Source organism: Mycobacterium lentiflavum (assembly GCF_022374895.2).
Taxonomy (GTDB): domain Bacteria; phylum Actinomycetota; class Actinomycetes; order Mycobacteriales; family Mycobacteriaceae; genus Mycobacterium; species Mycobacterium lentiflavum.
The window spans coordinates 575457-602189 of sequence record NZ_CP092423.2 but is presented as its reverse complement, the minus strand read 5'-3'; the positions used below and the strand labels follow the sequence as shown (position 1 = coordinate 602189).

Here is a 26733-nt window from a genome sequence, read left to right as displayed (position 1 = left end):
ACGGTGGAGCGGGTGACCCACTCGCATTCGCACAACCTGTCGTCAGGACCGTCCCTGCTGGGTCCGCTGCCCGCCAAAATCGTCGTGGGGCTGTTGGTAGCGATCGGGATAGGCGTGATTGCCGGTGCGGTGGTGTTGTGGCCGAGCCGCCAGCACGTCGACATCCCGATGCCGTTTCAGAGCGCCACCGGCGGGGCGGTGACCACCGAGCGTGCGCACGTGCTGTCCAGCGGGCTGGCCGACTGCGGCAGCCCGTCGGCCAGTCAGGTGCTCACCACGGCTCCGCAACCGGGGACACCGGGCACGGGACGATGCGTCGAGACCTTGGTCGCGATCGACTCGGGGCCGAATGCCGGCGCGAAGACCCTGTTGGAGTTCTCGCCCGGTCCCGGTCAGCCGCACTTCACAGCGGACGACCACATCCGGGTGGTGCGGCAGGTCGACCCGCAGGGCGCCACCACGTACGCGTTCTACGACTTCGAGCGCGGCTGGGCGCTGGTGGGGCTGGCCGTGGCGTTCGCATTGGTCATCGTCGCGGTCGCGCGTTGGCGCGGATTGCTGGCGCTGGTCGGTATCGTGGTCGCGTTTCTGGTGCTGGTGGTCTTCTTGCTGCCGGCGCTGCGCGACGGCGCACCCGCGGTTCCGGTGGCGCTGGTGGCGTCGGCGGCGATCCTGTACGTGGTCATCTATCTCGCCCACGGAGTCAACCTGCGCACCAGCGCCGCCCTGCTGGGCACGTTGGCGGCGTTGCTGTTGGCAGCCGGATTATCTTGGGGAGCAATCGAATTAGCGCATCTGACCGGGCTGTCTGATGAACAGAACTCGGCGGTCAGCGCGTATCTCGGCAGCGTGTCGATCAGTGGGCTGCTGCTCGCCGGATTCATCATCGGGTCGCTGGGTGTGCTCAACGATGTGACGGTGACGCAGGCGTCAACCGTCTTCGAGCTCGCCCATGTCGGCGGCGACACCTCGCGGCGCACGATCTTCCTGAGCGCAATACGGGTGGGGCGCGATCACATTGCCAGCACCGTCTACACGCTGGTGCTGGCATACGCCGGCAGCTCGCTGCCGCTGCTGCTGCTCTTCAGCGTCGCAAATCGATCGCTGAGCGACGTGCTGATCAGCGAGAGCGTGGCGATCGAACTCGTGCGTTCCGCGGTGGGCGGAATTGCGCTCGCGCTGTCGGTGCCGTTGACCACGGCGATCGCCGCCGTGCTGGCCAAACCGGGCGAGCTCAGCCCCGCTCCATCATCTCCAGCAGGTAGCCGCCATACCCGGACTTGAGCAGCGTGCGAGCACGCGTGGCCAGCTCGTCGTCGTTGATCCAGCCCCGCCGCCACCCAACCTCTTCGGGCACACTGACTTTCAGGCCTTGCCGTCGTTCCAGGGTGCGCACGAAGTCACTGGCGTCCAGCAGCGAGTCGAAGGTTCCGGTGTCCAGCCAGGCGGTGCCGCGGGCCATCACCTCGACCGCAAGCCGGCCGCGGTTCAGGTAGATCCGGTTGACGTCGGTGATCTCGTACTCGCCGCGCGCCGACGGCTTCAGGCTCTTGGCGATTTCGATGACGTCGTTGTCGTAGAAGTACAGCCCGGGCACCGCGTAATTCGACTTCGGCGTGGCCGGTTTCTCCTCCAGTGACAACGCCAGTCCGTCGGGACTGAATTCGACCACACCGTAGGCCGACGGGTTGGCCACCCAGTACGCGAAAATCGCCCCACCGTCGATGGATTGGAAGCGATCAAGGCTGGTGCCCAGTCCCGGGCCGTAGAAGATGTTGTCCCCCAATACCAAGGCCACCGAATCGTTGCCGATGTGCTTGTCGCCCAATACAAAAGCCTGTGCCAGGCCATCGGGGCTCGCCTGCTCGACATAGCTGAGGTTGATGCCGAACTGCGAACCGTCGCCCAGCAGTCGCTGAAAGCCGGCCGCGTCGTGTGGGGTGGTGATCACCAAGATGTCGCGGATTCCGGCCATCATCAAGGTGGACAACGGGTAGTAGACCATCGGCTTGTCGTAGACCGGCAGCAACTGCTTGCTGATGCCCATCGTGATCGGGTGCAGGCGCGTGCCCGAACCGCCGGCCAAGATGATTCCGCGCATGAAATGGCTCCTAAGTCCTAGGTGACGAGGTCGGCCTGGGTGAGTTCGGTGGCCGCCAGCGCCGACGCCAAGTCCTGGTGGCGGAACACCGAGGTGACATGGTCGTGGACCACGCGGAACGCCAACGCGCCGGGCGCGCCGCCCGTTTGTTCGGCGACCACGACGCCGTCGTGCACGTACATCTTGCCGAGTTCGGTGGTCGCCGGGTTGGAGGAGGCCCAGGTGCGCAGCGCCTCATGGCCCTGCGCTGCTCCGTGCGCGTCACCCAGGTCGATGTCGTCGCTGGATAGGGCCGTCAAGGTCTCGATGTCCGCGCTGGCGAGAGCGTCGTGCCAAGCCAGCACGGTGGCAATCTCCGATGTCGTCATGGACTAAAAATTACCGTGTACCACTTCTCAGCACGTCGTTTCCCCGACGTTGCTAGAGCGGCGTGCGCTCCAGCCAGGTTTGCCAGACGGCCTCGTCGCCGAACATCTCGATACCGGTGTCGCCGAGCCGAGTTCGACGCGCCATCGCCAGCAACAGCTCGGTGGCACCGCCGCGTAACGCCGCACTGCCCTTGCCGTGCTCGTGTGACCAGACGACGCCGCCGTCCGCGACACTGATCGTCCATTCGCCGGCTTCGCCCAGCCCGGGGTCGGTCGCGTGCAGGTGCAGGGTGTGGCCGTCCTCGAGCGGCAGCGGGGCGCCGTTGCTGCCGGCCTGGACCGCGATGCGCTCGAGGAACTCGGTGATCCCGTCCGCCGCGACGGCGGGATCGAGGGTGAATTCGCGCCCGAGCGCGATGGCCGCGTCGGCGCGATGTACCGACGTCTCGTGCAGTCGGCGTCGGATCCACCAATTCGCTGGGCGCTCACCGAGAAAGGTCCATACCGGTGTCTGGACGCCGGACAGCTCGACGGCGTCGAGCAGGCGTTGGGCTCCGCCGTGCAACCAGGAGATCGCGTCGGCGGGATCCGGTGGCGGCTTGCCGCCTTCGACGCTGCGGACATCGGGCGGCTGGTCGAGTCGGTCGCGCACGATTTGCGCCGCCCAGCGATCGCCGCGGCCGACATGGCGGAACAGCTGCTTGAGGCTCCACTCCGGGCAGGTCGGCACCGGCAGCGATTCGTCGACATCGCGGAAAAGCTCGGAAAAAGACCGGTTTTCGTCGAGAAAGGCTGCCGCGTAGTCCACGCGATCAGGCTACTCGCCAGGGTGCGATCTACGGACGTCGCGCCCCGAGCCGGAACACCTTCCAGCCCGCGTGCGTCCAGCGCTCGACGTCCAGGCAGTTGCGGCCGTCGACGACGACGCGGGCACGCACCCGATCGGCGAGGTCTTCCGGGTCGAGGTCAGTGAATTCCTGCCACTCTGTCAGCACCAGGACCGCGTCCGCGCCCTCGCAGGCCTCGGTCACCGACACCGCGTAGTTCAGCGTCGGGAACAGGCGGCGCGCGTTCTCCAGGGCTTTCGGGTCGTAGACGTTGACCACGGCCCCGTTGAGCTGCAGCTGACCGGCGACGTTGAGCGCCGGTGAATCCCGGACATCGTCGGACTCGGGCTTGAAAGCCGCTCCGAGCACGGCGATATTGGCGCCCAACAGCGAACCGCCGCACGCGGCGGTGGCCAGCTCAACCATCTTGGTGCGCCGGCGCATGTTGATGCTGTCTACCTCGCGCAGGAACGTCAGCGCCTGGTTGGCACCTAGCTCACCGGCGCGCGCCATGAAAGCTCGAATGTCCTTGGGCAGGCAGCCACCGCCAAAACCCAAGCCGGCGTTCAGGAATTTGCGCCCGATGCGGGAATCGTACCCAAGCGCGTCGGCGAGCAGCGTGACGTCGGCCCCCGCGGCCTCACACACCTCGGAGACGGCATTGATGAACGAAATCTTGGTCGCAAGAAAGGCATTGGCTGAAACCTTAACCAATTCCGCTGTCTGCAAATCGGTTACGAGGAAAGGCACACCCGCTTCGAGGATTGGTGCGTACAACTCGCGGATGACGATCTCTGAGCGCACCGAATCCTGTTGAATACCAAGCACAATGCGGTCGGGCTCCAAGGTGTCATGCACCGCGTGTCCCTCACGCAGGAACTCGGGATTCCACGCGATTTCGACGTCGACCCCCGCGGGCGCCAGTGCAGCGGCGCGCTCGGCGAGCTCGGCCGCAGTGCCCACTGGCACAGTCGATTTGCCGACCAGCACGGCCGGCCTAGCCAGCCGGGGTACAAGGTTGTCGATGACGGCGTTGACGTGGCTGAGGTCGGCGCCGTACTCGCCCTTCTTTTGCGGTGTACCGACGCCCAGGAAGTGCACGTCGGCGAAATCGGCCGCCAAGTCGTAGTCGGTGGTGAACCGCAATCTGCCGGCAGCCAGGTTGTCGGTCAACAACTCTCGGAGACCGGGCTCGTAGAAGGGAATGTCACCCGCGGCGAGCTTGGCGACTTTGCCTGGGTCGATATCAACCCCGACGACCTCGTGTCCCAGCACAGCCATGCCGACTGCGTGCGTAGCACCCAGATATCCAGTACCGAAGACGGTGCATCGCATACCACCGTGTGTAGGTGGTCGCGATGAGCTAACTGCATCGCAGTGCTGAGCGGGAGGCAAACGGGAGGTGACAGCTGGCTCTCGGAGACCTAATGGCGGCCAAACCCGCCGTGACCGCCGCCGAAACCACCGTGACCGCCGCCACCGCCGGGGAAGCCGGGAAAACCGCCGCCACCGTGACCACCGCCACCCCCGGGGAAGCCGCCGCCACCGTGACCACCGCCGGGGAAGCCACCTTCGCCGGGGCCTTGGCTACCGGGGAAGCCACCACCGCCGCGGCCCTGGCTGCCGGGGAACCCACCACCGCCGGGTCCGATCGGCACGCCGGGCACGCCGATAACCGGAGGTATCGGCAACGGGATCGGCACGGGAATCGGCGCCACGGGCGCGGGCGCCGGGGCCGCCGGAACCGGGACCGGCGCGGGTGCGTCGGGTATCGGTGCAGGTGCGTCCGGGATCTGGACCGGAACCGGCGCCGGGGCGTCGGGTATCGGAGCCGGAGCGGGCGCCTGAGGAACAGGCGCCGGAGCCTGGATCGGGGCCGCCGCGGGCGCGGGAGCCGCAGGAGCCGAGGCGGGCGCAGCGGGAGCCGGTGCGGGCGCGGCGGGAGCCGGAGCCGCCGGCGCCGGTGTGGCGGGGGCGACGATGTTGTGGCTGGGAACCGGCTTCACACCGGCGGTCGGCCGGATCGCGACCGCCAGCGAAACGATCAGCGCCGCCACCCCGACGATGAAGATCGACGCCACCACGCTGCCTACGAGTCCAAACGAACTGCGTTCCGGGTAGTCAGTTTCTTGGTAGTCAATGAGTGAGGTGGCGGCGGTGTGTTCGCTTGTGTAGGCGTCGACATAGTTCTCGGGAACGGCGCTGTACGCCAGCGCACCCTCGCCGGAGTCCGGGCTGTCGAAATAACCGGGGGCAATCGCGAAGGGGTCGATGGCACCGGTGCCGGGGTCCTGCGCGTAGGCCTGCGCAGCGGTGGACGAGGCGAACAGCGGCGCGTGGGCCGACGCCAGGGCGGCGCCGCGAGCCAGTGCGGTGTCGGGCTCCTCGGGCATTGCCAGCGGGAGCGTGGTCGCGGCCTCCAGGGCGGGCTTGATCAGCGGAACATCGACGCCGGAGCCCACGACGAATACCGCGCCCGGGCGGGTGTCCAGCGTCTCGGCCTCGGAAACCATCGTGGCCAGCTGTGCCACCGCGGCGTCGTCGTCTTCGGGCAGGGGCTGACGATGCACATCGGCGATCGACCCGTCGGCGGTATCGACAAGCGCCAAGGTCGCGGTGTCGGGTTCGATGAACAGCAGCGCGGTCTGCGCGTAATTGGTTTCGTTGCCGACCGCCTGCGCCAAGGCGGCCGCGGCGAGGAACGCCGAGACCAACATCACGTTCTCGACCTTGTGCGCGGCCAGTGCGTCGCGCAGGGCGGCCGCCTCGACGGGATCGGTCCAGGTGACGCCCGTCGACGTCAGCTGGTAGCCGCCCTGAGCCGCACCCTCCTGGGTTCCCAGGATCGCCGAAACCACTTGATCCGCAGCGCTTGTCGTCGCCGCGTCGTCATCGGAAGCGATGTCGAAATTGTCTTCATCGACGGTGGCGCCATCGCCATTTTCGCCTTCGACCAGAACCATCCGGACTGCCGTTGGCGCCATCGACACCCCAAGTACGGTGTCCAATGCCCCTCCATTGTCGTTTGCTAGACAGTGCTGTGGAGGACGTCGTCATCGCAGGCTCCGGCTACCTCGAGACGGCGCAATTCCCCACCCTGTATTCCCCTAGCGACCCGATTTTACGCACCCTCGAGCGTGGTCGCGTGGATCGAGGCAGCTAGTGATGGCCACCGCCGCCGCCACCGCTGCTGTGACCGCCGCCTCCGCCGAGGCCACCGCTGCCACCCAGGCCGCCGCCTCCGCCGAGGCCACCTCCGCCACCCAGACCGCCGCCTCCGCCGAGGCCACCTCCGCCACCCCGACCGCCGCCTCCGCCAAAGCCACCGCTGCTGTGACCGCCGCCGCCGATGGGTCCACCGCCGATGGGTCCACCGCCACCGTGGCTGCCGCCGAACGGGCCACCACCGGCCGGACCACCACCAATCGGCCCGCCACCGGCCGGACCACCACCGTGGCCAGACCCACCACCGAACGGTCCGCCGCCGGCCGGACCACCACCAATCGGACCACCACCAATCGGGCCGCCGCCTACTGGCCCACCACCGAACGGCCCGCCACCGATGGGACCGCCGCCCCCGTGGCCAGGTCCGCCAACGATCGGCCCACCACCAGCCGGACCACCACCGAACGGTCCGCCACCACCGTGGCCAGGTCCGCCAACGATCGGCCCACCACCAGCCGGACCACCACCGAACGGTCCGCCGCCGGCAGGATCACCCGAACCGTGGCCACCGCCGCCGGAACCCGTGCTAGGCGGCGGAACATGCCCACCGCCAGGACCACCAGGACCCGAGCCCGGAAAGCCTCCCGGGCCGCCACCGCTGGCACCACCCGAACCCGAACCAGGCGGCGGAACGTGCCAACCGCCCTGGCCGCCAGGGCCAGATTCTGGAGGAGCCTGATGTGGCGGTTGCTGCATCACCACGGGTGGCGGTTGCTGCACCACCATCGGCGGCGGTTGCTGCACCACCACGGGTGGCAACACCGGTCGCGGTGGCGCCTGGATCACCGGCGGACTCATCAACCATTCCGGAGCCGGCATGCGGATCTGGGGCACCGGGATCGGCACCACGACCGGAGCCGGCACCACCGGAGCAATCGGAGCAGGAGCCGCGGGCAGCGGCGGCAAAGCGGCAGGAGCCGCGGGCAGTGGTGGCAAGGCGGCGGGAGCCGGAGCTGCCGGCAGCGGTGCCGCCAACGCTGGACGCAACGGCTTAGGCGCCGCGGCGGGGGCAGGCAAGACAATCTTCGGCTGAGCGACCGACGCCTCAGCCGGCGGGGGCGCGGAGGCCGGTTGTGTTGGCACGATGAGGTTTTGGTTAGGACTGGGCTGCACAGCGACGTTCGTGGTGCGAATGCCGATGGCCAGTGCGATCTCTAGTGCGACCACCGCGCTGACGGCGACCACCGCCATCCCACTGCCGACCAACAGCACTGGCCTGCGACTCGGCTGGCCTAGGTCCGGGCCGCCCAAGTCGGACGGATCGATCACGACGGTTGGCGCGTCGGCATCCTCGTCGGACACCAGGCTGTAGGCGAGCTCATCGCGTCCGAGGGTCGCGTCGGAAAGGTACGGCACGCCAAGGTATTCGGGCCCGGCAGCCGGATGGACGACGCCGGTGCCCGGGTCTTGCGCGTAGGCCAGCGCCGCCGTCGACGATGCGAACAGCGGCGCGTTGGCCGATGCCAGCGCGGCCCCTAGGGCCAGCGCCGTCTCGGGCTCTTCCGCCGCGTTCACGCTGAGCGAGGTCGCGGAATCCAATGCCGGCTTGATTGGGCCGACGTCGACGCCCGATCCGACGACGAACACCCCGCCGGGAGGTGCCTCCAGCTCGTCGAGCCAGGCGATCATCCCGGTGAGTTGCGCGGTGGCCTCGTCATAGGACTCGGCGATGATTTGTTCCTTGTAGACGTCGGTGATGGACCCGTCGGAGGTCTCGACGACGGCGAGCGTCGCGGTGTCGGGCTCGACGAACAGCACTGCGGTGGTGTCGTAACCCATTGCGCCACCGACGGATTGACCAAGTGCGGCGGCAGCGAGGAAGGACGAGACCAGCATCACGTTCTCGAGCTTGTAGGAGGCCAGCGCGTCGCGAAGCACCGCTGCGTGCAACTGGTCGGTCCACGTCACGCCGATCGAGGACAGCTCCAGCCCGGCATCGGCGGCACCCTCGCGAGTGCCGAGAATCGCGGAGATCACCCGATCGGAAACGGCTGTGGGTTCGGTGTCAGCGGCCGCGCCGAGGGGAAACTGATCCTCTTCCACCAGGGCGCCGTCGGCGTTCTCGCCCTCGACCACGATCATCTGAACCGAAGTCGGTGCGATTGACACCCCGAGCACGACATCCACGAAGAACCACTCCAAAAGCGTTGCAAGACAAGCCATGCCCGGACCGGAAGAAACGATCCCGACTACTACATACTTCCTTAGAAAGGCGGTGCGGGCAGCCCGCCGCAGCTATGTAGTTCTTATGAAGTTCTCGTAGGAGCGAGAAGGTGTCGGTCCGCGCTGGCCCTGGTATTTCGAGCCAACCCGGGAACTGCCGTAGGGGTGTTCAGCCGGGCTGGTCAAACGCAGGATGCACAGCTGCCCGATCTTCATGCCTGGCCATAACGTGATGGGCAGATTGGCGACGTTGGACAGCTCGAGGGTGATGTGACCGGTGAAGCCAGGATCGATGAACCCGGCGGTCGAGTGCGTCAGTAAGCCGAGCCGGCCCAGCGACGACTTGCCTTCCAGACGCCCGGCGAGGTCGTCGGCCAACGCGACCTGCTCCAAGGTGGAGCCCAGCACGAACTCGCCCGGGTGCAGCACGAAGGGCTCCCCTTCGGCGGGTTCCACCAGGCTGGTCAGTTCGTCCTGCTGCTTGGCGGGGTCGATGTGGGTGTAGCGGGTGTTGTTGAACACCCGGAACATGCTGTCGAGGCGAACGTCGACGCTCGAGGGTTGTACGAGAGCGTCGTCGAACGGGTCGATGCCCAACCGGCCGGCGGAGATTTCGGCCCTGAGGTCACGATCGGAGAGCAGCACGCGACGAGCCTATCTGCTGCGTTGTCTCGCGTTCAGTCGGCGAGGTACGTTTCGCCGCCCTTGGGGTAGCCGCCTCCAGTCGTCGTGACGTGGACGTGGTCGTAGTGGCCGAGTCTGCTCGGTTGTGCCCCGTTGGGCGTGTAGTAGACGCCGCGCCAAATAGCGTCCTGGATGCCGAATCGGTTCGCGTTCTTCAGCACGTAGGCGACGATCGCGTTGCCCAGCGCAATGCCCTGGGCGCTCTGGGGGTTCGGGATCATCACGTCCAGCGCAAAGCCGAGGGGATGCCAGGGCAGCGGATCCGGTCGCACACCGCCGATTTCGTGAATCTCGGGGAAGGTCGCGCTGATGGCGCGCGACGCCAGGATCGTGCGCACCTGCAGGCCCTGTTCCGGGCAGAGCCCGACGGGCAAGAAGCGGGACCGAACGTGATATCGCGACGCCATCGGCTGGCGATCGGGGGCACCCACATCGGCCGCGCTATGCACCAATTTCGTTTCCGCCCCGACGATTTCCAATCGGCTCGGAGTGACGTCTCCAATAACGGACTTGGCTTCCGATGGCGTGACAAATGGGCCGACGTCTCCGCCCACCGCGAAGAACACCGCGGCAGGGGCCAGCATCGCTGCCAGGGCAACCGGCGACTTCCGCCGCTTCTTGGCTAACCTGTGTCGGCCCACCCAGGGCACATTACGGCATGATCACGAAAGAATAAATGTGAGCATTTTAAATTTCAGTGGATAGCCGCAATTCCATATCGGCATTCGACTGTCGCGGCTGGTTGCGCGCCCGGATGCTAGCCTTCTTGGGCAACCGCGCCGATGTAGTTCAATGGCAGAACATCAGCTTCCCAAGCTGAATACGCGGGTTCGATTCCCGTCATCGGCTCCACGATTACTAGGGCTTATGCGCCGGAGCGTCCGACGCGATGACTGGCGGTCCCCTGACGGTCCCGTACTCGGCTTTACTATCCCAAGCGTGCCATTGAAGGTCTGGCTCGGCGGAGAGAGGCACGCGGCTACCCGGGCGAGCGCAGTGGCTGAGCGGGCCGCCTCACCCCGCCACTTTCAGCAGGATCTTGCCGCCTCGTAAGAGATTCTGCACCGCGTCCGAGATCTGTTCCAGGGGGTACACGGCTGCTACGGGGACAGCAAGAGAGCCGTCGGCAACCAGCGGTGCCACCTCACGAATTACAGGAACCACCTTGTCGCGGTAATCGAAGTCGCCGACAAAGAATCCACGGACCGTGATGTGCTTAGCGACAAGTATCGGGGTATCGACCCACATCGGTTCGTCCCGGGCCCAGGAATAGCTGACCAACCATCCACCATCGGACAGCAAACCGAGCTGCTGCGCCACCCCTGGACCACCCACGGAATCCACTGCCAACGCCACTCGCGCGTCGCCTATGGCTGCTCGAACATCACCGACCGCATCGTCGTCATCGACATGGACCACGTCGGCCCCGGCTGCAGTCAGCTCGGCGAACGTTGCGTCATCACGGACCAGGTTGATCGTCTTCAGTCCACGAAGCTTTGCTAGCGCGATCAATGACCGCCCCACACCGGAATTCGCGGCGTTCTGAACCACCCAGTCACCGGGCTGCAGACGGGTGCATTCACTGAGCATCAACCCCGCCGTCGGGGGATTGCTGCCCAGCATCGAGTACTGCTCGATGTCACCACCGGCGGGGAGTGCGAACAGGCCATCCGCGGGCACGACGAGCCGCTCACGCCATGCACCCGAATACAGAGGTAGCACGACCAGATCGCCGACCTGAAGCCCGTCAACCTCGGAGCCAGTGGCAAGCACGCGAGCGACCCCCTCTGCGCCAGGTATATGGGGCAGCGGCGGTCGCGCCAGCATACCGAGGACGACGAGTAGGTCGTGTTTGTTCAACGGCGAGAACTCAACGCCCACCAAAACCTCACGCGGACCCGGCGGTGGCGGCTCCTCGATGTCCACGACCCGGATCACCTGTGCGGGATCGCCGAACTGTTCAATCTGTATGGCGCGCATATCAAGCCTCCATTGAAGGTGAGCCCGCTGTGTGAGCGGCCGCCCAAGCGAGCCTACGACCTTTGCACCAGGCTTTTTCTCCACTTCGAGACGGGGTGGCGCCAAAGAGTTCAGTCGACGGGCGTTGGCCGCTCCACGTCCTCGGGGTTCACCCACTTCAGGGCCCAGCGATTGAGTTCGAGCAGCACCGCGCCAAGCTCGACGCCTTTCTCGGTGAGCTGGTAGTGAATTCGCGCTGGACGGCCGTCGCCGAGGGTACGTTCGACAAGCCCGGCCGCCTCAAGGTCCTTGAGGCGTTGAGACAGCAGTCGGTCGGTCATGTTGGGGATGGCCGAAGAGATCTCGCCAAACCGCGCCGGACCAGCCACCAGCACGCGCAGAATCAGCGCAGCCCATCGCTGGCTCAGAATGTCACCGGCCACTGCGTAGTAAGGGCAGTACGGCAGCCAGCCCTTACTCCCTGGCACGCGGGTCATTTGGGCATGCTACGTGGAGACGTTCCATCCGAGCGCCGCCAGCTTGTCACTGTTTTCGCTCATCCACTGCGCTTCCTCGCCGGGCTTGGGAAACATCAGTCCGGCCTCCATTGCATTCTCGGCAGGAGTCTCCTTGATCGCGACCAGCAGTTGGGCTTCGTTCTGACCCGTCGCCTCGGTCCAAATCCCACTCAGTTCCCGCAGCAGTGCCTGGCGGGTGTCCAAGTCGCGGCCCGCCCGGATCTCTGCGGCAATGAACGAATTCTGGGAGGGCTGGCCGCCGGTGAACAGCTCACCGCTGACGTACTCCGAGAACAGCACGTTGACGAAAGCTGCTGGTGCGCCGGTGACTTCGCAGTGTAAGCGCGTTATGTCCTGCGCGATGCGGGCGCGGGCGTCGGCGGATACCAGCCCCGCAGAGCTGACACATTGATACACGGGCATGGAGGGCCTCTCTTTTCGCACGTTACTATTTTTACGTAAGTCAACTATTACATCAATAGTCAGATGAAAACGCAATAATGCGGCTGGGTGAGCGACCTCGCGCACAACGCGATTCAGTGTCTTCGTCGGGGAGTCGTGCTGTGCGCAGGACTGTCTGGACACTCCGGATCTCTGCGATCCGTTAGCCGAGCCAGTCCTCGTCGCGCCACGCATCACTCCCACGGGCGGAGCCGAGCCAGTGCACTTATCGCATGCGCCGAAGCAGATCGGTCAGCTGAAACATCGCCGACAAGAGCATGCCCTCGACCTGCAGCTGCTGACCCGGCGGCAGATTGCGAGTCTCGGCCTCGACCACGGGGGCCTCCTGTTGTAAGGCCTGTAGCCGCCGATTCCGCTCGTCCGGGCTGAGGGCATCCCAATTGTCGTGCAGATCGGAGATGTGGGCTTGAAAGTTCTGCACCGCCACCAGCGGATCGGGATCGACAACGGGACCGGGCGGTGGCTGCAGCGGATAGCTGTGGGCTTGCAGCGGCCCGGCCGTCACGGCCGCCTGGGCGGGACCAGCGGTAAGCGATGTGCCGGCCAAAAGACCGGCAAGTGCGATGGCGGCAATCCTCATGGGAACTCCCTCGGGTGGCGCGGATTATCTCGTCGCGGTAAGTGCACACCCAGCGGGTTGCTACCGATCCCAACATCGACGCTGCTATCACCAGCCGCGAAACTCGCGATGCTGCTGGTCAATTTGTCGCCGCCAGCTGTCGTTGATGTGGTCGGACTGACGCTCAAGCGGGGGCTGGGGCAAGCCGGCGGCACGCGCGGGATCGGCGCCGAGGAACTGCAGAACTCGCGCAATCGCACCGGCATAATTCGCGTCGAGCTCTTCGTACTGGACCGTCAGAACCGTACGACGCCGAGTGGTGAAGTAGTCGATCCACGCTGCCTGTTCGGCGTTGAGACTGCGTTCTATCTCCACTATCTGCTCGTATGTCGGCGCGACGCGGGTGAGATCGACCGCGACCTCGCCGGGTGTAGGCCGAGCCATATAGAGCCCCCAGGGGCGCACACTTCGCGATGATCCGCGAGAACGAAACCACTCGCCGGTCGTTTCGGCACGAAACAGCGAAAGGGCCTGCGCGCGCTGATCAGCGCGGACGATATTTACGAAAACTGCTGTAGGGAAAAGTTTTTCGAGAACAACTCCCGGATCGCCACCCAAGCCCAGGGTCTGCGCAAGCGAAACGACATGCCGCCAATGAATTTTCACGCCCCGAACACCATTCGGGGTCGCCGCGAACTCCGTAACCTTCGCCAGATATTCCTCCCATGAGCAATTCATCGGCAGTTTGAGATCTTTTTTGTAGGCCCCGATGTGGTCGGGCGTGAAGTACTCCTCGGGCCGCCCGGCAACTCCAGTCGCAACGAGGCCCGCGGCCAGAAGTGAACTACCCGAACGAGGAGTCGAGGCGATGACATACGTTGCATGTCTCATGGCATTCGACCCCTCCCGGGTTGCTCGTACGCCGCCATCCAGAAGTTTTATGCGTTGTTGCCATTGTGTCGAGCGTGCCTACGATCGCTTCCACGACGTGCGATCGACACTTGACGAGGATGCAATGTATGTCTCGAACATTCGAAGATCTCGTTGCCGAAGCCGAGTCAGTATCCGTTGACGGCTGGGACTTCTCCTGGCTCGACGGCCGTGCGACCGAGGAAAGGCCGTCCTGGGGCTATCAGCGGTTGCTGAGCAACCGTTTGGCGACGGTGTCGGCCGCGCTGGACATTCACACCGGAGGTGGGGAGGTGCTGGCCGGCGCGGGACCGTTTCCACCCACCATGGCGGCCCTCGAGACCTGGCCCCCGAACGCGGCCCTGGCAACCCAACGCTTACATCCGCTCGGCGTGGTGCTCGTGGCGACCCGAGATGAGCCACCGTTGCCGTTCGCTGATGAAGCGTTCGACCTGGTGACCACGCGTCATCCGATCTCCGTGTGGTGGGCCGAGATCCTTCGGGTGCTTCGGCCGGGCGGCACCTACTTCGCGCAGCACATCGGGCCTGCCACGGTGCGCGAGCTGGTCGAGTATTTCACCGCGCCGCAACTGGAGATATGGGCCGAGTTGCATCCGGACACCGTGCGCGCGCAAGCACAAGCTGCGGGCCTACAGATCGTGGACTTACGCATGGAGCGGCTGCGGGCCGAATTTTTCGACATCGGCGCCGTTATCTATTTCCTGCGCAAGGTGGTTTGGACGGTGCCGGACTTCACCGTGCAGCGCTACCGGGACCGGCTGCGGGAACTTCACGAACAGATCGAGAGCGAGGGCCCGTTCGTCGCGCACTCGACCCGGCTGCTCGTTGAGGTCCGTAAGCCCGAGTGATCAGCCCCGCGCGCAACACGTTCAGCGCGTGATGCAGATCGGCTGGGTAGGGACTGACCATCGTCCGCCGACATCGATAGGTTTCTGCGATCTGTCAACCAGTATCACCGCCGAAGGCGAGCCGTCATAGCCTTCATGGCTTCATGGCTTCATAACGCCTACATAGCATCCGCAGGATCTGGACACAGCCGCGACAGCGACGATCAGGTCATTGAGACCGCGTGGCTGGGAGGCGTGGGCAATGGACATCGTGCTCGGAGTTTCGATAGCGCCGGAATCGGTTCAAATGGTGATGCTGCAAGGCGAAAATGCCGACGGCGCAACGATCGACGAGACCGAGTTCCCCATCACCGCTGCCGACAATTCGCCTACCGTCAGCGCGTCCGATCGCGTGATTGCCGCGATCACGTGTACTCGCGAGGATGCGGCCGACGCAGGACTCGAACTGGACTCCATCGGCGTGGCATGCACCGACCAGCTCGAAGCCGCAGTGCTGCGTGATGTGCTGGCCGCCCACAAGATTGAGAACGTCTTGCTGGTCTCAGCGTTTGTGGCCGCGGCCGCATTGACCCAATCTGTCGGCGGGGCAATGGGTTACGAACGCACCGCAGTGCTTTTCGTGGGGCCCGAGACCGCGACGTTGGCCGTCGTGGAGACCTCCGACGGCTCCATCAACGATGTCCACGAAGACCAGTGGGATACCGAGGCCGGGCAGATCGTCACCGCGGAGCTGCTCGAGCTGGTCGCCGGCCTTGACGAGCTGCCGACTCCTCCCGGCGGCGTGTTCGTGGTCGGCACCGGTGTCGACGTCACCGCGATCAGGCGGCGGTTAGAAGAGGCGACGTCGCTCGTCGTGAATGTGCCGGAAGAACCGGAGACGGCACTGGCCCGAGGTGCGGCGCTGGCGTCCGCGAACACGCTCGCGTCGGCCACCACCGCGTGGGCCTACGCCCAAGACCCCGGCACGGGTGCCGTCCACGTATCTGCCGTGCCTGAATATTTGAGTGCCACCGACGCCCAGCTCGGCCAGGACGACCTCGCGTACAGCGCCGTGGCCGACGACGAGGCCGACGCCCCGACGGTGATCCTGGGCGCGCCGGATGACAGTCAGCCCCGCCCGAGGCCGGCGCTGCTGGTCGGAAGTGTGGTGGCAATAGCCGGATTCAGTGCGGCACTGGCCTTGGAGATCGCGCTGTCACTCGGCATCCGCACGACCGTCGATGCGTTGCCCGCCCCGATCAAGGGCATCGTCGCCCCGGTCCAGCAGGCACTCTTGCCCGCTCCAGAAGTCGCTGCGATGAAGATGGAGGCGCCTCAACCGTTGAGTCCACCGCGGATCATGCCGCCTCCGGCTCCGGCGGCGCCGCCCGTTGTGGTGCCCGCGGCCCCGGCCGCTGTGGTCCCCGCGGCCCCGGCCCTGCCTGTTCCCGTGTTCGTCCCGGCTCCCGAGCCTCCGGTTCAGCTGCCCAACCCAACGGTGACTCCGCCCGTGGTCGAGGCTCCGCCGCACTCGTGGCCGCCGATCTACGTCCCGCCGCCGTTGCACCGGCCGCCCCCCGTGGCAAGGCCCACCGCCCAGCTCCGGCGGTGGCGGGCCGGTTGGTGGCCCGGGATCCGGTCACAGCAATCCCGGCAGCGGCGGGCCGCACCCTGGCGGGCCACTGCCGGGAACCGGCCCCGGCCACGGCTCTCCCGGCGGAGGTGGGCCCGCTTCCGGCCCCGGCACTCCGGGCGGCGGGCCTGCTGAGGGCGGCACTTCGCCCGGCAGCGGCGGGTCGACCAGCGGCAGTCCGCACGGCGGCACGCCGACCGGCGTTGGCGAGCCCGCAACCGGTGGCACGCCTACCGGCGGCACGCCTACCGGCGGCGGCAGCACCCCGAGCAGCAGCGGCAGCGGCAGCGGCCCAAGTGCCGGTGTGCCGACCGGCGGTGGCGAAACCCCCAGCGCCGGCGGGCCCGTCAGCGGTGGCAGCACCCCGAGCGGCGGCGGCAGCAGCCCGAGCAGCGGTGGCGCCGAAGTTGGCGGTGGCAGCACTTCCAGCAGCAGCGGTGGCGCCGAAGTTGGCAGCAGCTCTAGCAGTAGCGGCAGCAGCAGCTCGGGATCCGGCAGCAGCGGAAGCTCCAGCACCGGCAGCAGCTCCGGCGGCGAGAGCGGTAGCGGCCACCACTAGCCGACTGTGAGCCACGAAATCTGCTCCGCGACAATAGCTTTCATGAGACAACACCGGCGGCCGGTAAGCGGCTAACTCGCTGGTAGCTTCTATCCCCATGGGTGCCTTGGATGGACGCGTGGCCTTGATCACCGGCGGGGCTCGAGGGCAGGGCCGCTCGCATGCGCTGGCGTTGGCTGCAGCCGGAGCCGACATCGTGGTCGCCGATGCCCCCGAAGCGATGGCGGAGCTGACCTACCCCCTGGGCACCGAGGAAGACTTGGAGCAGACGACAAAACTCGTCGAGGAACTGGGCCGGCGGTGCCTACCGCTGACCCTGGACGTGCGTGATTCTGCCGCGGTCGGCGCCGCGATCATGCAGATAGTCGCCGACATGGGCAGCCTCGACATCGTCGTGGCCAATGCCGGAATCGTCAGCACCGGGCTGCTGGAAGACGTCAGCGATGTGGTCTGGCAACAGCTCATCGATACGAACCTGACCGGCACATTCCACACCCTGCGGGCCGCGATACCGGTGATGCGACAGCAGCGGTTCGGCAGGATCGTCGTGACCTCCTCGATGGGCGGCCGCATGGGCATTCCCGAGCTGGCCGCCTACAACGCCACCAAGTGGGGTGTCATCGGCCTGGCGAAGTCCGCGGCGTTAGAGGTCGCCAAGGAGGGCATCACGATCAACGTCATCTGCCCCACCACCGTCCAAACCCCGATGGTGCAACCGGCTGGAAGTGACGACATCCCAGACGATCTGGTGCGCCGGATGATGAGAGCCAACCCCATCCCACAGCCCTGGCTGCAGCCCGAGGACGTCAGTCGCGGCGTGCTGTATCTGGTCACCGATCCCGGGGTCATCACCGGAAGCGTGCTCGAGATCGGCCTGGGCGGCAGCGCGCGCCTCCACTGACATTTGACTGCGGTCATTTGCTCGCTCACGAGGGTTGACAGTGCCGCCGTATCCGGCGCACTGTGATAGCCATCACATGACCACTGGTCACGCTGGAGAAAGGCGGCAGCCCATGACCACGAGAGACAAGTACACGCAAGTGCCCGAGCCCTATTCGTGGCAGGTCCCCAGCACCGGCGACGCCAGGTTCACCTGGGAGTACGACGAGGGGCGCGCACGGCTCCTTTCCCTATATCAGAAGGGCAAGGACAAGCAGTGGGACGCCCAGTCGCGCATCGACTGGGAACAAGACGTCGACCCGATGAACCCGGTCGGGCTGCCCGACGAGTTCAATCCGCTGTTCGGCAGCCCGGCGTGGGAGGCGGCCGACGAATCACGACGCGCCGAGATGCGCCGGCACTCCCAGGCCTGGAATTTCTCGCAGTTCCTGCACGGCGAGCAGGGCGCGCTGGTGTGCGCGGCCAAGATCGTCGAGGTCGTCCCTGACTTGGACGCGAAGTTCTACGCGGCCACCCAGACGATGGACGAGGCCCGGCACGTCGAGACGTTCGGGCGGTTCCTGCAGGAGAAGGTCGGCCTGGTCTACCCGATCAACAAGCACCTGACCGCGCTGCTGGAGGACACCCTGCGCGACTCGCGCTGGGACATGCCGTATCTCGGCATGCAGGTCCTCATCGAAGGGCTAGCGCTCGCCGCGTTCGGCGTGCTGCGCGACATGGCGGCACCGGACTCGCTGGCCAAGCAGTTGCTGGCCTACGTCATGCAGGACGAGGCCCGGCACGTCGCCTTTGGCCGAATCTCGCTGAAGGACTACTACAGCGCGCTGACGGACGCCGAGCGCGACGAGCGGGAAGAGTTCGTCGTGGATGCCTGCTACCTGATGCGCGACCGGTTCCGCGGCGAGGAGGTGTTCGAGACCCTCGACCTCGACGTCCAGGAGTGCGCCGCCTGGGTCGACACGTCGCCACTGATGATCCAGTTCCGCTCGCACCTGTTCAGCCGCATCGTGCCGATCGTCAAGGACATCGGACTGTGGGGGAACAAGATCCAGAAGGCCTTCTCGGACATGGGTGTCCTGGACATGGCCGGCTTCGACATCGAATCGCTGATGAAGGCCGACGAGGATCAGGCCGACGCGCTCGACAAAGCACACGCCGAAATGGCCGAGCGGGCCCTCGAGGTGGACCAGGTGATCGCGGCGGGCGCGAGCTAACGCCGTCGTCAGCCCAGGAGGTGCACACCCCAGCTGCCGAGTAGGGGCTGCACCAGTACGAAATACGTCGTGTTGGGGTCACCCGTGAGCGACGTCTCCATCACCAGGCCGACCGCGGTCACGGTGCCGTCCGGGTTCTTGACATAGCCCGGACCGCCGCTGTCGCCGGGCTGGGCGAACACGTTGGCTTGGACGACTTCGCCATCGATGTTCTTGACGGAGCCACAGGTCTCACCGGACATCGCGCCGAACTTGCAGAACGGCATACCCGCCTTGATCTGGGAAGCGCTCAAGGCGCCCCGAACGCGTTGGCCGCCGACGTCAGCGCCGGGGGCGCCGACGCCCGGGTCCAGACGGATGATCGCGGCGTCTTTCAGGTCGCCCAGCATCTCGCTGGCGGTGACGTGTCCGAGCGGGACATTGTCGTCGTAAGTGAACGGCGCCCCGTGGTCACAATGCCCGCTGGTGAACAAATAGTAGCTGCCGTCGCCGCCTTGGGCCGCGAAACCCGTTGAGCACTTGGTGATTCCATCGCTGACCAGAATCCCGGGCGCGGGAGGCGGCGCGGCGACCGCCGGGCCCGCGAGACCCGTCGCGCACACCAGCGCGGCACCCACCAGACCAATGCCACGAACCCAACATGCCGACACGCCGTCCTCCTCTGCTGACAACCCTGGTGCTCAGACATCCGCCCTGCGTATGACCCACGTTGGCAGATCGGACCGCTGTGGCCAAATCGTGACAGACACTTGATCAATTACAAACGCGCCCTTACGCTTCCGCAGTTCAGCGGGCATTTACCATTCCTATTGCAACTCTGTCAGTTAAAAGGAATTGGGGTTATGCGCGCGGGTATTCGGTGTGCCGTGGCTGTCATCGGAATCGGCGCGAGCGTGGTCGCGGGGACCGCCGTCGTGAATCTGCCGGCGCCAGCCGATGTGAACCTCGCGGCGGCCAGCCTGTCCTATGTACCGTTCCCCATCGCGTCCGTGCAGCCCACAAGCGGCCAGGCCGTCGGCGTGGCACACCCCGTGATCGTGACTTTCCGCGCCCCCGTCACCGACCGGCGCGCCGCCGAGCGTGCCCTGGACGTGAAATCGACGCCCGCGATGACCGGTAAATACGAGTGGCTCGACAACAAAGTGGTGCAGTGGATTCCGGACCGATACTGGCCCGCGCACTCCACGATCGCGCTGACGGTGGAAGGCCAGCCTACGGAGATCAAGACGGGCCCAAGGGTCATCGGTATTGCCAGCATCTCCGAGCATACTTTCACCGTGAGCATCGACGGGGCTGAGGCGGGACCGCCGTCGTCACTGCCGTCGCCGCACCATCGGCCGCACTTCGGCCAAGAAGGCGTGCTGCCCGCCTCGTTGGGCAGACCCGAGTATCCCACCCCGATCGGCTCCTACACGGTTCTGTCCAAAGATCGCTCGGTTCAAATGGATTCGAGCAGCGTCGGCATTCCCGTCAACGATCCCGACGGTTATCTCGTCACGGTCGACTACGCCGTCCGCATCACCAACCATGGTCTTTTCGTGCACTCCGCCCCCTGGGCGGTCAATTCGCTCGGGCTGGAGAATGTCAGCCACGGGTGCATCAGCCTGAGCCCCGAGGACGCCGAGTGGTACTACAACACGGTCAACGTCGGCGACCCAGTAGTCGTGCGCGAGGCCACCAACGAACTGCCCTCGTCGTAAACCGTTGTCGCACAATCGCTAGCGCTATCTCTAGCGAGGCTTGGCGGCGTCGAGTGTGAACTCGCGGCGGGATTTCAGCGGATTTTCCGCCGTGCCGTCACGCTCAACGGGGGGCCGCCGTGGCGTCACACTCGACGGCGGACCCGCCGTGGCGTCACACTCGACGGCAGACCCGCCGTGGGGTGTGCGCCGGCCCGATGGGCGTGTGCTCCCGGCCAAAGGTGCTCTCCCGCAATGAAAATGCCCGCTGGGTGCGGCCCAGCGGGTCATTGACTGCACTGCTTGGGTTTAGCCTCCGTGCACCGGCGAGGGACCGGGCGAAACGGGCTGACCGGCCACCGGCCCACCGGTCGGCGCCGGACCAGTCGGCGCGTCCTTCACCCCCGACATGTCGATCAGCGGGGCGACCGGAAGGGCATCCGCGACGCCACCGAGGGCAACCAGCGGAGCACCCAGCGGCAACGGAGCACCGATCGGCACCGGAGGCGCAAACGGCAACGGGGGGACCACCGGCACCGGAGGAATCGGCGGTCCGAGGGCGATCAACGGAGCACCCGCGGGAACCGGGACAATTCCGGGGCCGGGCACCACCATGGGAACACCGGCCATGTCAGTCAACGGGGCGGCACACGGTGCCGCCGCTCCGGCTGCGCCCCCGGCACCCACAGGTCCCGCTGCCGGCGCACCGGCTTCGCCAGACTGGCCGTACATGCACGCACCGCCGCCCGTCATATATGGGACGGCTGCAGCGTCCGGGCTCAACGCTATAGCGGCACCGCACAATCCAGCGCTAGCAATAACACCGATGTTGAATCGATCGAAGATCGTCATCAACGTCCAACTCCTTCATTCGCGCAGCAGAACCACATCGCCGTAGCCAAGTCGCCCCTCGACGACCGCCCCCATTGTTGGTGGGCGACCCGCAGCACGACGCACGCCGCACCGCGCCGTTTCCAAATGGTGACGTTACGACGCCGTCACAAGTAGGTAGCGCGAATACTGCCCCGCGCCTGCGCAAATCGGCTGCTAGTGCGCCTGCCGGGCACGCTGAAACGCGTCGCGGTCCACGGCCAGCAACGTGGTGTCGCCATGCGCGCGCACGGTGGCGGTGCGGGGCACGTCGCGCAGGATCGCCAACTCGCCGAATCCGTCCCCGGGCCGCAGTTCACGGATCTCGGTGTCGCTTTCGAAAACCTTTGCGGCGCCGTCGACTATCACGTAGTACGTGTCGCCGTAGTCGCCCTCGCGGGTGATCAGCGCACCGTCGCCGGCCTCGAACACCCGCGCCGTATCGGCAAGCTCGCCGAGCGCCGCCGCCTCGATCGCGGCCATCGGTGGCTGCGAGGACAGCAGCTCGCGGGCGGCCCCACTGCTCAGCGTCCTGTCACGGTTGACCTCGACGAGGCGTTCGGCAACCGGCGGAGTGTCCATCCGGGCGCGGACAATTCGGCCGACGCGACCGACCGACACGCTGTCGGTGCTGAGCGCAGCGAGGAATTCCTCGCCGTCGATGGCAACCAGATCCAGATCCTCGCGCGCCGTCACGGTGGACGAGCGTGGAACCTTGTGCAGCAAGGCGATTTCCCCGAACGACCCACCGGGTCCCAGCGTCGCCACCCGGCGCCCGTCGACCGCGACCTCGGCCACGCCCGCGGCAATGACGTAGAACCGATCACCACGGTCACCCTGCCGGAAGACCTCACACCCCGCGGGCAGCGCGACACGCGTCGCGGCTCGAGCAAGTTGTTCGAGCGCCAGCGCCGGCAGGGGTTGCAGCATCGGGGCGGCGCGAATCAGGGCCAGCTTGGCCGCGTCCTCATCGCTGAGCTTGTCGGCACCCCGCAGCTGCGGCCACGCCAGCAGCGTGATCAGGCCTGTCACACCACCCACGATGCCGAACGTGGCCGCAACTCCCAACGAACCGAGGAGCACCGGCGTAACGACGGCGCCCACCGCCTCGCCAACGAGGTACAGGCTCTGCAATGTCGCGACCGCCGGCACCATCGCCTCGCGCGAGACGCCCCGCTGTACCAGGGTCGGCGCGATGGCGTAAATAACCGCACCCGTGGCGCCCAGGACAGCGGAAAGCGCCAGGCCGACCGGCGGCGATCCGATCGCTCCCAGCCCCACGAACACCGCCGCCATGCCGAGCAGTCCCGCGCCGAGCACTCCGGCCAGGCGGCGCCACGTGACGATCGACAGGGTCGCCAGCGCGCCGACCAATCCCCCGCCACCGTAGAACGCCATGATCGTCGCGACGCCGGCCTCGCCCAGGTGTAGCCGGTATGCGGCGACCGGCGCGGCGCCGACGTACCAGACGCCCAGCACAATCACGTTGACGGCGAACAGCATCGTGGCCGCCGCGGCGGCACGGCTGGCGAAGATCCCGCGAAAGCCGGCCCCGAGCAATTTGAGTTGTGATCCCCGTGGAGCCTTCGACCCTCCCGAGCTACGCGATGAGTCACCGTCGGCGCGCGGCACCCGGATCAACAGCGCCGCTGCCATCGCGACGGCGAACGCGATAGCCGGGAGCGCAAAGGCCCACCCGATTCCCACGACATCCAGCGCCGTTCCCGCCAACGCCGGACCGGCCAGCGCAGCGGCACTGACCAGTGAGCTGGTCAGTGCATTCCCTGCGGCCGCCTCGCCGGCGGTATTGGAAAGCCGAACCACCAGCGCACCGTGCAGCGGCCGTACTCCCGCCGACAACAGTGACTCCGCGGTGACGAGCACCAGCACCACGTCGACGGACCCGTGGCTGAGCACCGTGGCGATGGTCGCGGCCATTGCCACGCAACGACTTCCGATACCGAAAGCCAGATGAAGCTCTGGGCGCGCGCTCGCGGCCAGTGGCGACGTCAGCGGCCCGAGCAGCCCCGCCGGCAGCGTGACCAGCACGGTCGCCAGTCCGACGGTGGTGGCACCGCCCGCCGCGAAAAGGAAGGTGACGACCAGGACGAAGTGCGAAAACGCGCCGATATAAAAGGCAGTCCACGCCGCCATGAGCGTGCACAGCTGTCGGTTACGCGCCAACCTGCGACTCGCGGCGAAGGCCACGCACACACCTTATGCGGATGGGTGCCGGCCGCGTCTTGCAAGGCTGGTTTCAAATGCGGTTCATAGCCGGTTGGAAATCACCGCCCGGGCAGGCGCTACCCGATGACCGACGTAGCCGCGCGCGGGGCACCGTCGGGCCACACGTAGTTAGATCGGCACTATGGGCGAACGCGTCACGTTCCAAAGCTGCACGGGCGCGAATCTGGCCGGGGTCATAGAGGTCCCGGACACGGCCGTTCGCGGCTGGGGTGTGTTCGCGCACGGGTTCACCCTCGGCAAGGACAGTCCGGCCGCGGCCCGGATCTGCAAGCAGCTGGCGTCGGACGGCATTGGGATGCTGCGCTTCGACGCGCTGGGTCTCGGTGGATCCGACGGCAACTGGGGCGACGGGTCGTTCACCGTCAAGGTCGACGACGTCGTCCAGGCATGCGAGTTCATGGCCGGCCGCGGGACCCCGGCCGACATCCTGGTCGGGCACTCGTGGGGTGGCGCGGCGGTGATCGCGGCGGCGATGCGGGCCCCGGGCGTACGGTCGATCGTCACGGTCGCGGCACCGTTTGACCCCAGCCACGTCGAAAAGCATTACGACGCCGTGGTCGACCGCTGCATTTCCGACGGCAGCGCCGAGTGGATGGTCGGTGGGCGCACGCTGATCCTCAAGCGGTCATTCGTCGAGGATGTCCGCGCGGCGCGCCTGCACGACAAAATCGAAAGCCTGCGCCTACCGCTGCTCATCCTGCACTCGCCCACCGACAACACGGTCGGCATCGAGAACGCGAGCGAGATCTTCCGGCTGGCCCGCCACCCGCGCAGCTTCGTCTCGCTCGAGGGATCCGATCACCTGCTCACCGCCCGCGGCCAGGCCCATCGGGCCGGCCGAATCATCGGCGCCTGGGCCGACGCATACCTGGGTTCCGACGCGGAAAGTTAACTCAGACAACATAATTCGCTCATCGCTCGACAGCCGGCGACCAGTCTGTGTCGCGACGGATCCTCCGGGTTGGCTCGTCGAGCGCTAGCCCGCTTGTCGAGCACGCTGAAAGGCGTCCCGGTCGACGGCCAACAGCGTGGTGTCGCCCAGTGCCTTCACGGTGGCGGTGCGGGGGACGTCGCGCAGGATCGCCAGCTCGCCGAATCCGTCCCCGGGCCGCAGTTCACGGATCTCGGTGTCGCCCTCGAAAACCGTTGCGGCGCCGTCGACGATCACGTAATACGTGTCGCCGTAGTCGCCCTCGCGGGCGATCAGCGCACCGTCGCCGGCCTCGAACACCCGCGCCGTATCGGCAAGCTCACCCAGCGCCGTTGCCTCGATCGTGGCCATCGGTGGCTGCGACGACAGCAGCTCGCGGGCGGCCCCGCTGCCCAGCGCCGCCTCGCGGTTCAACTCGACGAGTCGCTCGGCAACCGGCGGGGTCTCCACGCGGGTCTCGGCAATCCGACCGAGGCGGCCCATTGACACATTGTCGGTGGAGAGCGCGCTGAGGAACTCAGCGCGGTCGATGGCGACCAGGTCGAGGTCCTCGCGCGCTGTCACTGTCGAGGACCGTGGCGCCTTATGCAACAACGCGATTTCCCCGAACGACCCACCAGGCCCCAGCGTCGCCACCCGGCGCCCGTCGACCGCGACCTCGGCCAGGCCCGCGGCGATCACGTAGAAGCGGTCACCGCTGTCGCCCTGCCGGAACACCTCACACCCCGCCGGCAACGTCACGTGCGTTGCGGCGCGGGCAAGCTGTTCGAGTGCCAGCGCCGGCAACGGGGCCAGCATCGGGGCGGCGCGAATCACCGCCAGCTTGGCGGCATCCTCAGCACTCAACTCGTCGGCGCCGCGCAACCGCGGCCACGCCAACAGCGTGATCAGGCCCGCCAAACCCCCCACAACGCTCAATGTCTCGGGCACCCCCAACGGACTGATCAGGAATGGCGCGATTACCGCGCCCGAAGCCATGCCGACCATGTACAGGCTCTGCAAGCTCGCCACCGCCGGCACCATCGTGGCGCGGGCGACACTTCGCTGCACCAACGTCGGCGCGATGGCGTAAGTGACCGCACCGGCGCCACCAAGGCCAGCGGCCAGCGTCAGGCCGATGCCAGGGGAAGTGATCGCTCCTAGCGACGCGAAGGCCAGGGCTAAGCCGAGCAGCGCCCCGACGAGCACGCCGGCCAGGCCGCGCCGCGCGACAATCGACAGCGTCGCCAGCGCGCCGACCAATCCCCCGGCGCCGTACAGCGTCATGATCGTTGTGACACCGCCATCGCCTAGATGCAGCCGCTCCTTGGCCACCAATGCACTGGCGACAAACCAGACGCCCAATACGGTGACGTTGGCCACGAACAACACGGTGGCCGCGGCGGCCGGACGGCTTGCGGCGATGGCGCGAAACCCCGCCCCCAGCATCCTGAGCTGCGACCTCACCGACCCGCCCGACCGCCCCGAGGTAGGAGTTTGGGAATCGTCGGCATCCGGCACCCGGATCAGCAGCGCCACGACCAAGCCGACAGCGAAGGTGGTAGCCGGGAGCGCGAAGGCCCAGGCGATGCCCCCAAACTCTAACGCCACTGCTGCCATCGCCGGTCCGATTAACGCGCTGGCGCTGACCAGTGAGCTGGTCATGGCATTTCCCGCGGCCGCTTCGGCTGCGGTGTTGGAAAGTCGGACCACCAACGCGCCGTGCAGCGGCCGCACCCCCGCCGAAAGAATGGAGTCGACGGCCACGAGCACCAGCACGACGCCGACGGGCGCTCCGCTGAGCACCGCAATGATCGTCGCGACCATCGCCAGGCAACGAACCCCGATCCCAAGCGCCAGATGAAACTGCGGACGCGAACTAGTGGCAAGCGACGCAGTCAGCGGCCCGACCAGCCCCGCTGGCAGCGTTGCCAGCACGGTCGCCGCACCGACAGTGGCAGCACCTCCGGCCGCGAAGGTGAAAGCGATGAGCAAGACCAAATGCGCAAACGCCCCGATGTAGAAGACCGTCCAGGCAGACATGAGCATGCGCAACTGCGGGTTGCGTGCCAAGCTGCGACTCGCGGCGAAAGCCACG

24 protein-coding genes and 1 tRNA gene are annotated in these 26733 nt (G+C 66.7%); 8 read left to right on the top strand and 17 right to left on the bottom strand.

All coding sequences use genetic code 11. The features are described from left to right. The first annotated feature begins 12 nt into the window (after window positions 1-12). Window positions 13-1284 carry a YibE/F family protein gene (locus MJO58_RS02875; RefSeq protein ID WP_239721958.1) on the top strand — a complete coding sequence of 424 codons (1272 nt, stop codon included), beginning with the start codon at window positions 13-15 and terminating at the stop codon, window positions 1282-1284. Here the strand turns inward: MJO58_RS02875 and rfbA are convergent. The 8 genes from rfbA to MJO58_RS02835 form a co-directional block, all read right to left on the bottom strand. After that, entirely contained in the window at window positions 1235-2101 is an 867-nt protein-coding gene (gene rfbA, locus MJO58_RS02870) for a glucose-1-phosphate thymidylyltransferase RfbA (protein WP_090599159.1), read from the bottom strand. The genes MJO58_RS02875 and rfbA overlap by 50 nt on opposite strands. Window positions 2102-2118: 17 nt before the next feature. After that, window positions 2119-2469 (bottom strand): nuclear transport factor 2 family protein, encoded by a 351-nt coding sequence (locus MJO58_RS02865; protein ID WP_090599156.1) that lies wholly within the window; start codon window positions 2467-2469, stop codon window positions 2119-2121. Between the two features lie 52 nt (window positions 2470-2521). Then, a complete protein-coding gene (locus tag MJO58_RS02860) occupies window positions 2522-3277 on the bottom strand; it encodes a maleylpyruvate isomerase family mycothiol-dependent enzyme (protein ID WP_090599152.1) in 756 nt (251 codons plus the stop codon). 28 nt (window positions 3278-3305) lie between these two features. Then, window positions 3306-4631, bottom strand: a complete 1326-nt coding sequence (locus tag MJO58_RS02855; RefSeq protein WP_239721957.1) for a UDP-glucose dehydrogenase family protein — start codon at window positions 4629-4631, stop codon at window positions 3306-3308. 89 nt (window positions 4632-4720) lie between these two features. Continuing rightward, on the bottom strand, window positions 4721-6304 hold the full coding sequence (locus tag MJO58_RS02850) for a DUF7159 family protein (RefSeq protein WP_434086297.1): 1584 nt from the start codon (window positions 6302-6304) through the stop codon (window positions 4721-4723). Window positions 6305-6455: 151 nt separating this feature from the next. Further along, a complete protein-coding gene (locus MJO58_RS02845) occupies window positions 6456-8684 on the bottom strand; it encodes a DUF7159 family protein (RefSeq protein WP_239721956.1) in 2229 nt (742 codons plus the stop codon). Window positions 8685-8756: 72 nt separating this feature from the next. Beyond that, window positions 8757-9329, bottom strand: a complete 573-nt coding sequence (gene dcd, locus MJO58_RS02840; protein WP_090599144.1) for a dCTP deaminase — start codon at window positions 9327-9329, stop codon at window positions 8757-8759. A 32-nt stretch (window positions 9330-9361) separates the two neighbouring features. Then, window positions 9362-10009 carry a VldE C-terminal domain-containing protein gene (locus MJO58_RS02835; protein WP_239721955.1) on the bottom strand — a complete coding sequence of 216 codons (648 nt, stop codon included), beginning with the start codon at window positions 10007-10009 and terminating at the stop codon, window positions 9362-9364. Window positions 10010-10146: 137 nt separating this feature from the next. Here MJO58_RS02835 and MJO58_RS02830 point away from each other — a divergent pair. Then, window positions 10147-10220, top strand: a tRNA-Gly gene (locus tag MJO58_RS02830). A 162-nt stretch (window positions 10221-10382) separates the two neighbouring features. On the opposite strand, the gene MJO58_RS02825 is transcribed toward MJO58_RS02830, so the two are convergent. The 5 genes from MJO58_RS02825 to MJO58_RS02805 all read right to left on the bottom strand — a co-directional run bounded on the left by MJO58_RS02825 (window position 10383) and on the right by MJO58_RS02805 (window position 13757). Further along, entirely contained in the window at window positions 10383-11432 is a 1050-nt protein-coding gene (locus MJO58_RS02825; protein WP_239721954.1) for a zinc-dependent alcohol dehydrogenase family protein, read from the bottom strand. 26 nt (window positions 11433-11458) lie between these two features. Further along, window positions 11459-11824 (bottom strand): winged helix-turn-helix transcriptional regulator, encoded by a 366-nt coding sequence (locus MJO58_RS02820; protein ID WP_239721953.1) that lies wholly within the window; start codon window positions 11822-11824, stop codon window positions 11459-11461. A gap of 9 nt (window positions 11825-11833) precedes the next feature. Further along, window positions 11834-12268 carry a tautomerase family protein gene (locus MJO58_RS02815; protein ID WP_090599109.1) on the bottom strand — a complete coding sequence of 145 codons (435 nt, stop codon included), beginning with the start codon at window positions 12266-12268 and terminating at the stop codon, window positions 11834-11836. A gap of 244 nt (window positions 12269-12512) precedes the next feature. Then, window positions 12513-12887 (bottom strand): hypothetical protein, encoded by a 375-nt coding sequence (locus MJO58_RS02810; protein WP_090599106.1) that lies wholly within the window; start codon window positions 12885-12887, stop codon window positions 12513-12515. Between the two features lie 87 nt (window positions 12888-12974). After that, window positions 12975-13757 carry a Stf0 family sulfotransferase gene (locus MJO58_RS02805; protein ID WP_239721952.1) on the bottom strand — a complete coding sequence of 261 codons (783 nt, stop codon included), beginning with the start codon at window positions 13755-13757 and terminating at the stop codon, window positions 12975-12977. A 128-nt stretch (window positions 13758-13885) separates the two neighbouring features. Between MJO58_RS02805 and MJO58_RS02800 the strand changes: the two genes are divergently transcribed. The 4 genes from MJO58_RS02800 to MJO58_RS02785 all read left to right on the top strand — a co-directional run bounded on the left by MJO58_RS02800 (window position 13886) and on the right by MJO58_RS02785 (window position 18929). Beyond that, the gene (locus tag MJO58_RS02800; protein WP_090599099.1) at window positions 13886-14644 is read left to right on the top strand and encodes a class I SAM-dependent methyltransferase; all 759 of its coding nucleotides are present in this window, start codon (window positions 13886-13888) and stop codon (window positions 14642-14644) included. Between the two features lie 241 nt (window positions 14645-14885). Continuing rightward, window positions 14886-16391, top strand: a complete 1506-nt coding sequence (locus MJO58_RS02795; protein WP_239721951.1) for a DUF7159 family protein — start codon at window positions 14886-14888, stop codon at window positions 16389-16391. Window positions 16392-16912: 521 nt separating this feature from the next. Continuing rightward, the gene (locus MJO58_RS02790) at window positions 16913-17716 is read left to right on the top strand and encodes a mycofactocin-coupled SDR family oxidoreductase (RefSeq protein WP_239721950.1); all 804 of its coding nucleotides are present in this window, start codon (window positions 16913-16915) and stop codon (window positions 17714-17716) included. A 112-nt stretch (window positions 17717-17828) separates the two neighbouring features. Continuing rightward, entirely contained in the window at window positions 17829-18929 is a 1101-nt protein-coding gene (locus tag MJO58_RS02785; protein ID WP_239721949.1) for a ferritin-like domain-containing protein, read from the top strand. An 8-nt stretch (window positions 18930-18937) separates the two neighbouring features. Here MJO58_RS02785 and MJO58_RS02780 read toward each other — a convergent pair whose 3' ends face one another. Then, window positions 18938-19579, bottom strand: coding sequence for a S1 family peptidase (locus MJO58_RS02780; protein ID WP_239721948.1), 642 nt, complete (start codon window positions 19577-19579; stop codon window positions 18938-18940). A gap of 192 nt (window positions 19580-19771) precedes the next feature. Here MJO58_RS02780 and MJO58_RS02775 point away from each other — a divergent pair, with 192 nt between their 5' ends. After that, window positions 19772-20629, top strand: coding sequence for a L,D-transpeptidase (locus MJO58_RS02775; RefSeq protein WP_090599081.1), 858 nt, complete (start codon window positions 19772-19774; stop codon window positions 20627-20629). 288 nt (window positions 20630-20917) lie between these two features. Here the strand turns inward: MJO58_RS02775 and MJO58_RS02770 are convergent, their stop codons facing one another. Further along, window positions 20918-21460, bottom strand: a complete 543-nt coding sequence (locus MJO58_RS02770) for a hypothetical protein (protein ID WP_090599078.1) — start codon at window positions 21458-21460, stop codon at window positions 20918-20920. Between the two features lie 195 nt (window positions 21461-21655). Beyond that, the gene (locus MJO58_RS02765; protein ID WP_239721947.1) at window positions 21656-23686 is read right to left on the bottom strand and encodes a cyclic nucleotide-binding domain-containing protein; all 2031 of its coding nucleotides are present in this window, start codon (window positions 23684-23686) and stop codon (window positions 21656-21658) included. 160 nt (window positions 23687-23846) lie between these two features. Between MJO58_RS02765 and MJO58_RS02760 the strand changes: the two genes are divergently transcribed. Further along, window positions 23847-24617 carry an alpha/beta hydrolase family protein gene (locus tag MJO58_RS02760; protein WP_090599068.1) on the top strand — a complete coding sequence of 257 codons (771 nt, stop codon included), beginning with the start codon at window positions 23847-23849 and terminating at the stop codon, window positions 24615-24617. An 84-nt stretch (window positions 24618-24701) separates the two neighbouring features. Here MJO58_RS02760 and MJO58_RS02755 read toward each other — a convergent pair whose 3' ends face one another. Continuing rightward, complete coding sequence (locus tag MJO58_RS02755; protein ID WP_239721946.1) at window positions 24702-26732, bottom strand: cyclic nucleotide-binding domain-containing protein; 2031 nt, start codon at window positions 26730-26732, stop codon at window positions 24702-24704. Window position 26733: the final 1 nt, after the last annotated feature.

Bases quoted from the DNA above. Each gene is read 5' to 3' on its own strand.
- MJO58_RS02815 (WP_090599109.1), bottom strand. From the start codon at position 12,268: ATGCCCGTGTATCAATGTGTCAGCTCTGCGGGGCTGGTATCCGCCGAC.
- MJO58_RS02845 (WP_239721956.1), bottom strand. From the start codon at position 8,684: ATGGCTTGTCTTGCAACGCTTTTGGAGTGGTTCTTCGTGGATGTCGTG.
- MJO58_RS02760 (WP_090599068.1), top strand. From the start codon at position 23,847: ATGGGCGAACGCGTCACGTTCCAAAGCTGCACGGGCGCGAATCTGGCC.
- rfbA (WP_090599159.1), bottom strand. From the start codon at position 2,101: ATGCGCGGAATCATCTTGGCCGGCGGTTCGGGCACGCGCCTGCACCCG.
- MJO58_RS02770 (WP_090599078.1), bottom strand. From the start codon at position 21,460: ATGACGATCTTCGATCGATTCAACATCGGTGTTATTGCTAGCGCTGGA.
- MJO58_RS02865 (WP_090599156.1), bottom strand. From the start codon at position 2,469: ATGACGACATCGGAGATTGCCACCGTGCTGGCTTGGCACGACGCTCTC.
- MJO58_RS02855 (WP_239721957.1), bottom strand. From the start codon at position 4,631: ATGCGATGCACCGTCTTCGGTACTGGATATCTGGGTGCTACGCACGCA.
- MJO58_RS02790 (WP_239721950.1), top strand. From the start codon at position 16,913: ATGGGTGCCTTGGATGGACGCGTGGCCTTGATCACCGGCGGGGCTCGA.
- MJO58_RS02805 (WP_239721952.1), bottom strand. From the start codon at position 13,757: ATGAGACATGCAACGTATGTCATCGCCTCGACTCCTCGTTCGGGTAGT.
- MJO58_RS02795 (WP_239721951.1), top strand. From the start codon at position 14,886: ATGGACATCGTGCTCGGAGTTTCGATAGCGCCGGAATCGGTTCAAATG.
- MJO58_RS02820 (WP_239721953.1), bottom strand. From the start codon at position 11,824: ATGACCCGCGTGCCAGGGAGTAAGGGCTGGCTGCCGTACTGCCCTTAC.
- MJO58_RS02810 (WP_090599106.1), bottom strand. From the start codon at position 12,887: ATGAGGATTGCCGCCATCGCACTTGCCGGTCTTTTGGCCGGCACATCG.
- MJO58_RS02775 (WP_090599081.1), top strand. From the start codon at position 19,772: ATGCGCGCGGGTATTCGGTGTGCCGTGGCTGTCATCGGAATCGGCGCG.
- MJO58_RS02785 (WP_239721949.1), top strand. From the start codon at position 17,829: ATGACCACGAGAGACAAGTACACGCAAGTGCCCGAGCCCTATTCGTGG.
- MJO58_RS02800 (WP_090599099.1), top strand. From the start codon at position 13,886: ATGTCTCGAACATTCGAAGATCTCGTTGCCGAAGCCGAGTCAGTATCC.